This is a genomic window from Kitasatospora sp. NPDC059747 (assembly GCF_042732955.1).
In the GTDB taxonomy this organism is placed as follows: Bacteria; Actinomycetota; Actinomycetes; order Streptomycetales; family Streptomycetaceae; genus Kitasatospora.
In genome coordinates this window covers 4,748-13,969 of record NZ_JBHWGV010000117.1, presented here as the reverse complement: position 1 = coordinate 13,969, position 9,222 = coordinate 4,748, and the positions used below count along the sequence as shown (strand labels likewise).

5 protein-coding genes are annotated in these 9,222 nt (G+C 75.4%); 1 reads left to right on the top strand and 4 read right to left on the bottom strand.

All coding sequences use genetic code 11. The features are described from left to right. The 3 genes from ACFV4G_RS35205 to ACFV4G_RS35195 form a co-directional block, all read right to left on the bottom strand. On the bottom strand, positions 1 to 1,067 hold a 1,067-nt coding region (locus ACFV4G_RS35205), incomplete at its 3' end, for a serine/threonine-protein kinase (protein ID WP_380446271.1). Positions 1,068 to 1,126: 59 nt separating this feature from the next. Further along, on the bottom strand, positions 1,127 to 1,804 hold the full coding sequence (locus ACFV4G_RS35200; RefSeq protein WP_380446261.1) for a hypothetical protein: 678 nt from the start codon (positions 1,802 to 1,804) through the stop codon (positions 1,127 to 1,129). A 160-nt stretch (positions 1,805 to 1,964) separates the two neighbouring features. Beyond that, complete coding sequence (locus ACFV4G_RS35195; RefSeq protein ID WP_380446260.1) at positions 1,965 to 4,049, bottom strand: N-6 DNA methylase; 2,085 nt, start codon at positions 4,047 to 4,049, stop codon at positions 1,965 to 1,967. 212 nt (positions 4,050 to 4,261) lie between these two features. On the opposite strand from ACFV4G_RS35195, the gene ACFV4G_RS35190 reads away from it, so the two are divergent. Beyond that, the gene (locus tag ACFV4G_RS35190; protein ID WP_380446259.1) at positions 4,262 to 4,867 is read left to right on the top strand and encodes a DUF4352 domain-containing protein; all 606 of its coding nucleotides are present in this window, start codon (positions 4,262 to 4,264) and stop codon (positions 4,865 to 4,867) included. 151 nt (positions 4,868 to 5,018) lie between these two features. Here the strand turns inward: ACFV4G_RS35190 and mfd are convergent, their stop codons facing one another. Then, the gene (gene mfd, locus ACFV4G_RS35185) at positions 5,019 to 8,651 is read right to left on the bottom strand and encodes a transcription-repair coupling factor (protein ID WP_380446258.1); all 3,633 of its coding nucleotides are present in this window, start codon (positions 8,649 to 8,651) and stop codon (positions 5,019 to 5,021) included. Positions 8,652 to 9,222: the final 571 nt, after the last annotated feature.

The window sequence follows — 9,222 nt, the reverse complement described above, 5'->3', positions numbered from 1 at the left end:
CGGGCTGCCCCGCGGCCGGCGACCCGCCCGCCCGCCGCGCCGGGGCCGGGGGCGGACGGCCCGGCCGTCCCGCCCGGCCCCCCCGCCGCCCCCGGCGGCGGGGGGGGCCCCCCCCGCGCCTGCGGCACCGGCACAGACACCGGCACCGGCCGCTGCTGCACCGGCCCGGCGGCCGACGGCTGCGGCTGGTGCGGGAAGCGGTACGGCCGGGTGGGGTCGGGCAGCGGCGCGTACCGCGGTTGGGCGGCCGCCTCGGGCGCGGGCAGCAGCGGGAGCAACCGCCCGTACACCTGCCGGGCGTCGGCGGGACGGTCGGCGGGCTGCTTGGCGAGCAGGTCGAGGACGAGGCGTTCGAGCGGCTGCGGTACGTCCGGCCGCAGGTCGCGCAGCGGGACCGGCGGCTCGTCCACGTGGCGCCGCAGCACGCCGAGCGCGGTCGGCGCGCGGAACGGCTCCTCGCCGGCGAGCATCTCGTGCAGGAGGCAGCCGAGCGCGTAGAGGTCGCTGCGCGGGTCGGTGGTGGTGGCCAGCGCCTGCTCGGGCGCCATGTAGGACGGACTGCCGATCGGCACGCCGGTGAGGGTGAGGCGGGTGGCGCCGGGGTCGAGGGCGGTGGCGATGCCGAGGTCCAGCAGGACCGTACGGCCGTCGTGGCGGACCATCACGTTGCTGGGCTTGAGGTCCCGGTGGACCACCGGTACGGCGTGGACGGCGGCCAGCGCGGCGCACAGCTGGGCGGCGACGGCGACCGCCCGCTCGATCGGGAACGGCGCGTCCTCGGCGATGAGGTCGGCGAGGCTCACCCCGGGGACGCGCTGCATGACGAGGTACAGCTCGCCCTCGTCCTCCCCGGCGTCGAAGACCGTGACCAGCCCGGGGTGGTCCAGCGCGGCCGTGACCCGGCACTCGCGCAGGAAGCGGCGGCGCAGCTCGTCGCCGTGGCGGCGTTGTTCGGTGCCCGTGGGGGCGGAGGTGGGACCGGCGGCCAGGAGGTGGTCGGTGCGGAGCAGCTTGACCGCGACCGGGCGGTCCAGGCGCTCGTCGTAGCCGCCCCACACCTGGCCCATGCCGCCGTGGCCGATCTTCTCGGCGAGGCGGTAGCGGCCCGCGATGACGCGGTCGACGGTCACGACCGGCCCTCGCGGGCCTGGCGGCGCAGGAGTTCGCCGAGTTCGCGCAGGTCGTCGGCGGGCGGCGGGGCGGTGTGGCCGGGCGTGGTCGCGCCGTACGGGGCGGCGGGCGACGGGGCCGTGTGGCCGGGCGTGGTCGCGCCGTACGGGGCGGCGGGCGACGGGGCCGTGTGGCCAGGCGTGGTCGCGCCGTACGGGGCGGCGGGCGACGGGGCCGTGTGGCCAGGCGTGGTCGCGCCGTACGGGGCGGCGGGCGACGGGGCGGTGTGGCCAGGCGTGGTCGCGCCGTACGGGGCGGCGGGCGACGGGGCGTACGGGGCGGGCGCCCAGAGGGACCGGCGGTCCATCACGAGGTAGTGCAGCGTGGGGGTGAGCCAGAGGAGGGCCAGGGCGATCTCGCCGATGACGTTCGCGGCCGAGGCCTTGGTGTCGCTCGCGACGCCCGCGCAGACGACCATGGTGAGGAGCAGCAGGCAGTAGACGACGGCGCCCGCGATGTCGTACGGACGCCTGCGGCGTATCGCCAGCACGAGGGAGGGCAGCGGGCCGAACACGCCCGCCGTCAGCAGCGGGACGAGCGCGCACAGCACCCGGACGGAGGCCGAGGGACGGCCCGGCGGCTGGGCGGCGGCACCGGGCGGGGGTCCGAACGTCCCGGGGTACTGCCCTGCCATGTGCGCTCCTGAGCTGGTGAGGACGGACGGACCGAGCACACGGTACCGCCCGGAGTCCCTCCCGGAGACAGGGTTGAGAGGGAGCGTCAGCTCGGCGCGAGGACATCCGGCGCGCAGGAAGTCGGTCGGACCGACTTCCTGCGCAGGAGCGGGCCGGGGGTCAGGGAGCCAGGGAGCCGGTGGCCAGGGCATCGGTGGCGGCCTGGGTCAGGGTCTGGGCCAGGGAGGCGGCCTGGGCGAGGGTGGTGGCGAAGGCGGCCAGGCGGGCGAAGGCGGTGCCCTGACGCTGCTGGTCGGGCAGCGGGAGGCGGGGCAGTTCGACCCGGCGGATGTCGAGGCGGGCGGTCGTGGTGGCGTGGCTCGCGGCGCGGCGGGTGCCGGCGGTGGAGCGGAGGTGGCCGGCCAGGAACTCGGCGTCGAGGGCGGCCGGGTCGGGGCGGAGCAGGTGGAGGCGGCTGCCGAGGGCGGCGCCGACGAGGGGGCCCTCGGCCGGGACGACGCGGGCGAGGCCGCCGCCGAGGGCGGGGACGAGGACGTCGCCGGGGCGGGTGCGGAGGTCTCCGGCGGGGCCGGGGGCGGCGAGCGCGGCGGTGGGCGGGTTGCCGGTGACGAGGTCCTGGTCGGTGACGACGAGCACCTCGCCCGGGCCCGGGCGAGTGGTCGCGCCGGTGCCGGAGGAGTGCACCTCCAGTGCGCCGGCGCGCACGAGTTCGCCGACGGTGACGACGCCGGCGGCGGGTTCCGCGCCGGGCGGGGGCAGGAGGGCGGCGGGATCGGCGAGGCCGGCCAGGAGTTCCGTCAACCGCCCGCCGAGGTGGGAGAGTTCGGCGGCGCCGCCGAGCGGGGCGGCGGGCGGGACGTGCCGGGCGGGTGAGAGGTCGGTCTCGTCGTCGAGCAGGTCGATCGCGGCCATCGCCCGGTGGACGCCGGGGACGTCGGCGGGCACCGGCTCGCCGTCCCGGGCGGCCCGGTCGAAGGCGCGCCAGGCGTGGACGACGGTCCGCCGCAGTCCGGGCCAGTCGACCTTGTCGCGCCCGCCCTCCACCGGGGCCGACCCGGCGTCGAGCAGCAGCACCTGGCGGAAGTCGTCCCCCGGCTTCGGCGCGCGGAGCACCCAGAGGTGCAGCGGCACCCCGTACGGCGGGGCGGCGCCGGCCGGCAGGGCGATGACGGCGCGCAGGGCGCCGGAGCGCAGGAGTTCGGCGCGGACGCGGCGCCCGGACCGGCGTCCGGCGACGGCGGGGGGCAGCAGGAGGGCGGCGAGGCCGCCGGGGCGGGTGTGCGCGAGGCAGTGCAGGACCCACGCGAGTTCGGACTCGCCGCGGGGCGGAACGAGACCGCCCGGCCACCGGGTGTCGAACTGCAACTCCTCGTGCCCCCAGTCCCGTTCGTTGTACGGCGGCTGGCAGAGCACCGCCTCGAAGGTGTCGCCGGGGTAGGCGTCGGCGCGCAGCGCGTCGCCGGGGCGCAGCGCGAGCGGGAGCGGGCCGGGCTCGGCGGCGGGGGCGTGCAGGGCGAGCCGGAGGCGGGCGAGGGCGGCGGTGACGGGGTCGGCGTCCTGGCCGTAACGGCCGGTGGTGTGCGGGTGGGCGAGCAGGACGGCGCCGAGGCCGGCGGCCGGGTCGAGCACGGTGGCGGGGACGCCGGCGACGGCGGCGAGCAGGTCGGCGGCCTCGGGCGGGGTGGAGCTGAGCTGGCGGGTGTTGGCCTCGGCGTAGCGGGCGAGCAGTTGCTCGTACACCGCGGCGGCGCCGGTGTCTGCGGCGAGGGCGGCGAGCAGGCGGGCGAGGTCGAGCTGGGTGCTGCCGAGGAGTCCGGGGAGAGCGAGGAGGTCGGCGCCGTCCGCGTCGAAGGTGTGAACGACGGTGTCGGCGACGGCCCTCGGGAGCGCCGTCGCGAGGCGCGTGTCGGGCTCGGAGGCGAGGGCGGCCCAGCGGTCGGGGTCGCGGTGCAGCAGGAGCAGGAGGGTGCCGGCCTCGGCGAGCGGGGCGGCGGGGTGGCCGGCCGGGTCGCGGAGGGCGTCGACGAACTGCCAGGCGCGCTCCAGGGGCGGGAGTTCGGCGATCTTGCCCTGTGCGCGCAGCCAGGCCTCGACCTCGCCGAGGGCGAAGGTCGGGCTGGCGTCGCTGCCGCCGACCGGGCGCGGGAAGTCGGCGTGGCGGCGGCGCCAGTTGCTGACCGCGGCGCGGCCGACGCCGGCCAGCCGGGCGATCTCGACGGCGGTCACTTCGGCTCGGTCCGGCACGGGGGCTCCTCCGACGTCGCACGGGGACAGGGACTGCGGGCTGGGTGTGACCACACAGCATAGCCAGCACCTCCGATCCATGCGTTCACACGTGAACAGAGATGTTTCGTGAAAGGCCGTTGACATCGTTCACAGCGAAGTGGTGTGATTTCTTCGTCGCCACCGGACAGGGGCGGCAGCCAGGAAGACCACCGATCACCGGGAGAACCGCCATGTCCGCCACCACTCGCCGCTCCGCCGCCCTCCTGCTGGGCGCCGCGCTGATCACCCTCACCGCGACCGCGTGCAACTCCACCGGCACCACCGTCTCCACCGAGGCGAAGCAGACCGCCCCGGCCGCCGCGGGCACCTCGGCCGGCGCGCCCGCCGCGCCGAGCAAGCCCGCCGACGCCCCCAAGGCGCCCGCAAAGATCGGCGACACCATCGCGCTCAAGGGCATGGACAAGGCCAACACCGCCGACGTCGTCGCGGTGAAGGTGGTCGACCCGGCCGAGAGCGCCAACGAGTACCTCAAGCCGGCCGACGGCAAGCACTACGTCGCGGTGCAGTTCCAGATCAAGGCCACCGGCGCCCAGGCGTACGGCGAGGTCCCCGCCAGCAGCGCCAAGGTCGTGGACACCCAGGGCCAGGCCTACGGCCCGAACCTGGAGGAGACCAAGGCCGGGCCGGCCTTCCAGACCCCCACCAACATCGCCCCCGGTGAGACCGGCAAGGGCTTCGTCACCTTCGAGGTCCCGGACGGCGTCAAGCTGGACAAGGTCCAGTTCGCCCTGGACAACGGCTTCGCCAACCAGGTCGGCCAGTGGAAGGTCGGCTGACCCCGACGCCAGGGTGGACGACCGCGGCGGCGGCCCCGCACGAACGCGGCCGCACCGCCGCACCAAGGCCCCCGCACGAACGCCCCCGCACGAACGAAACGGCGGCCCCGGGCAGAGCCCGAGACCGCCGTGCACCAACCGCCCGCGGGCGCTACTTCCTCGCCCCCGCCAGGTCGTCGAACATCGCCGACAGGAACTCGCTGCACCACCCCAGCAGCTCCCGCCCGACCAGCGGCTTGCCGCCGATCCGGCCGGTGCTCGGCCGGGGCACCAGCAACTGCCGGCTCGCGGCCTTGACCTGGCTGCGCGGGTAGAGCCGGTTCAGCCGCAGCTGCTGCGACTCGCGCAGCTCCACCGGCCCGAACCGGACGTTCGCCCCCTGCAGCGTGATGTCCGAGATGCCGCACCGCCGGGCGTACAGCCGCAGCGCCGCGACCAGCAGCAGGTTCTCCACCGGCTCGGGCAGCTTGCCGTAGCGGTCCACGAGTTCGTCCCGGACCTGCTGGATGTCCTCCTCCGAGTTGACGGCCGCGATCGAGCGGTAGGCCTGCAGCCGCAGCCGCTCGCCGGGCGCGTAGTCGTGCGGCACGTGCGCGTCGACCGGCAGCTCGATCTTGACCTCCAGCGGCTCCTCCTCCGGCTCGCCGCCGCCGCTCGCGAGCGACTCGCGGAACTCGGCCACCGCCTCGCCGACCATCCGCATGTAGAGGTCGAAGCCGACGCCGGCGATGTGCCCGGACTGCTCGCCGCCGAGCAGGTTGCCGGCGCCGCGGATCTCCAGGTCCTTCATCGCGACGTACATGCCGGCGCCCATCTCGGTGTGCTGGGCGATGGTGGCCAGCCGCTCGTGCGCCGTCTCGGTGAGCGGCTTCTCCGGCGGGTACAGCATGTAGGCGTAGCCGCGCTCGCGCCCGCGCCCGACCCGCCCGCGCAGCTGGTGCAGCTGGGAGAGCCCGAAGGTGTCACCGCGCTCGACGATCAGGGTGTTGGCGTTGGAGATGTCGATGCCGGACTCGACGATCGTGGTGGACACCAGGACGTCGAACTCCTTCTCCCAGAAGTCGACGACGACCTTCTCCAGCTGGGTCTCCCCCATCTGCCCGTGCGCGGTGGCGATCCGCGCCTCGGGCACGAGGTCCTTGAGCCGGGCCGCCGCCTTGTCGATCGACTCGACCCGGTTGTGGATGTAGAACACCTGGCCCTCGCGCAGGAGTTCGCGCCGGATCGCGGCCGAGATCTGCTTCTCGTCGTACGGGCCGACGAAGGTCAGCACCGGGTGCCGCTCCTCCGGCGGGGTGGTGATGGTGGACATCTCGCGGATGCCGGTGACGGCCATCTCCAGCGTGCGCGGGATCGGGGTCGCGGACATCGTGAGCACGTCGACGTTGGCGCGCAGCTTCTTCAGCTGCTCCTTGTGCTCGACGCCGAACCGCTGCTCCTCGTCGACGATCACGAGGCCGAGGTCCTTGAACCTGGTCTCGGCGGAGAACAGCCGGTGGGTGCCGATGACGACGTCCACCGAGCCCTCGAACAGGCCCTCCAGGACGGCCTTCGCCTCGCTGTCGGTCTGGAAGCGGGACAGCGCCTTCACCGTGACCGGGAAGTTGGCGTAGCGCTCGGCGAAGGTCGAGAAGTGCTGCTGCACCAGCAGCGTGGTCGGCACGAGCACGGCCACCTGCTTGCCGTCCTGCACCGCCTTGAACGCCGCGCGCACCGCGATCTCGGTCTTGCCGTAGCCGACGTCGCCGCAGATCAGCCGGTCCATCGGGACGGACTTCTCCATGTCCGACTTGACCTCGGCGATGGTGGTCAGCTGGTCCGGCGTCTCCGCGTACGGGAAGGCGTCCTCCAGCTCGCGCTGCCACGGGGTGTCCGGGCCGAAGGTGTGGCCGGGCGCGGCCATGCGCGCCGAGTACAGCTTGATCAGGTCGGCGGCGATCTCCTTGACCGCCTTCTTGGCCCGCTGCTTGGTCTTCGCCCAGTCCGCGCCGCCGAGCCGGTGCAGCGTCGGGGCCTCGCCGCCGACGTACTTGGTGACCTGGTCGAGCTGGTCGGTCGGCACGAACAGCCGGTCGCCGGGATGGCCGCGCTTGGCGGGGGCGTACTCCAGCACCAGGTACTCGCGGGTGGCGCCCTGGACGGTGCGCTGCACCATCTCGACGTACCGGCCGACGCCGTGCGCCTCGTGGACGACGTAGTCGCCGGCGGCCAGGGCCAGCGGGTCGATCGCGTTGCGGCGCCGGGAGGGCATCCGGCGCATGTCCTTGGTGGAGGACTTCTGGCCGGACAGGTCGGTCTCGGTGATGACGGTGAGCTTGAGGGCCTCGTCGACGAAACCGTGCTCGATCGAGCCGCAGGAGACGTGGACGACGTCCCGGGTGGGCGCGTCGGCGAGGTCGGCGACGAGCCGGGCCGGGATGCCCTCGTTGCCGAGCACCTCCGCGAGCCGGGAGGCGGGCCCGTGGCCCTCCGTCACCATGACGACGCGCCAGTCGGAGGCCAGCCGCTCCTTGGCGTCGGCGATCGCGCGCGCGGTGTCGCCGCGGTAGGCCTCGACGGCGTGCATACCGAGGGTCAGCGTGTTCGCGTCGAACTCAAGGATGCCGTCGACCGCCGACTCGCTGGTCGCGAACGGGCTGACGGACCACCACGGCAGTCCGATCTCGTCGGCGTGCTCGCGCACCTCGGCGAGCGAGCGCAGCGAGGCGGCGGAGACGTCGATGGCCTCCAGGTCGATCGGCCGGTCCCCGCCGGCCGCCGCGGCGACCCAGGAGGCGTGCAGGAACTCCTGGCTGGTGGCGACCAGGTCGGCGGCCCGGGTGCGCACCCGCTCGGGGTCGCAGACCACGGTGACCGAGCCGAGTGGCAGCACGTCGACCAGCAGTTCCATGTCGTCCACCAGGACCGGCGCGAGGGACTCCATGCCCTCGACCGCGATGCCCTCGGCGATCTTGTCCAGGATCTCGGCCAGCCCGGGGTGCCCGGCGGACAGCTCGGCGGCCCGCGCCCGCACGTCGTCGGTGAGCAGCAGTTCGCGGCAGGGCGGCGCCCACAGGCCGTGCTCGGCGATCTCCAGGGAGCGCTGGTCGGCGACCTTGAAGTAGCGGATCTCCTCGACGTCGTCGCCCCAGAACTCCACCCGCAGGGGGTGCTCCTCGGTCGGCGGGAAGACGTCCAGGATGCCGCCGCGGACGGCGAACTCGCCGCGCTTCTCGACGAGTTCGACGCGCGCGTAGGCCGCGGCGGCCAGCCGTCGGGCGACCTCCTCCAGGTCGTGCGACTCCCCTCGCTGGACGGCGACCGGCTCCAGCTCGGCCAGCCCCTTCACCTGCGGCTGGAGCACCGAACGCACCGGGGCGACGATCACCTGGACCGGACCGGCCGCCGGGTCGTCCGCGCGCGGGTGCACGATGCGGCGCAGCACGGCGAGCCGGCGCCCGACGGTGTCCGAGCGGGGCGACAGCCGCTCGTGCGGCAGCGTCTCCCAGGCCGGGTACTCGGCGACCGCGTCGGGCGGCAGCAGCGAGCGCAGGGAGGCGGCGAGGTCCTCGGCCTCGCGGCCGGTGGCGGTCACGGCGAGCACCGGACGGCCGCGGTCCCCCGCCGCCGCGACGGCGAGCGCACGGGCGAGCGCGGCGATGGCGAACGGCCTGGCGGCGGGCGGCCCGACCAGGTCCAGGTGTCGGCGGCCGCCGGCCGCGGCGCCGGTGGCGGTGGCCGCCCCGATCGCCTCGGCGAGCGCCGCGTCCCGCGCGACGACATCGAGCAGTCCGGTCAGGCTCATTGGGGTCTCTTCTTCGTCCCGTGGCTGGTGCTGCCCCGGGGCGGCGAAGGCCCGCCGGGGCAACGCGAACGGCCCGGCACGCCGAGCGGCCGGGGGTCTCCAGCCTACGCCGCGGTAGCGACACGCACGCGGTGTACGGGCCCGGCGGGGCCGGACGCGGACGAACCGTTCACCGGGCCCGCGCGGGAGCACCCGCGGACGAACCACTGGACGGAACACCGGGCGGGCCCGTGGACGAACCACCGGCTCGGCGGTCCAGCTCGGGCTCCGCGATCTGCCATGAAGTGGACATACTCCTGTCACTGGCCGTCCATGGAGATCGCGCACCATGGTGAATGTGCCCGCCGCACCCAACCGTGGGGGATGGCTGCGGAGGCACTGTCGCACCCCCGATGGGGGTCGGAGGTGCGAGGCCGGGCGACCCTGGGTGGGGGCGCCCGCCCAAGCGCCGGGAACCGTGGGGGCGCGTTGCGGGGGGGGGCGCCCGGCGGCGCCCCCCACCCAGTGCGGGGGCCCCCCGGTGGAGGGCCCGCCGCGCGGACGGGGGGCCCACACCCCCCCGGGGCCGCCC

Coding starts and splice junctions, on each gene's coding strand:
- ACFV4G_RS35200 (WP_380446261.1), bottom strand. CDS start 1,804: ATGGCAGGGCAGTACCCCGGGACGTTCGGACCCCCGCCCGGTGCCGCC.
- ACFV4G_RS35190 (WP_380446259.1), top strand. CDS start 4,262: ATGTCCGCCACCACTCGCCGCTCCGCCGCCCTCCTGCTGGGCGCCGCG.
- mfd (WP_380446258.1), bottom strand. CDS start 8,651: ATGAGCCTGACCGGACTGCTCGATGTCGTCGCGCGGGACGCGGCGCTC.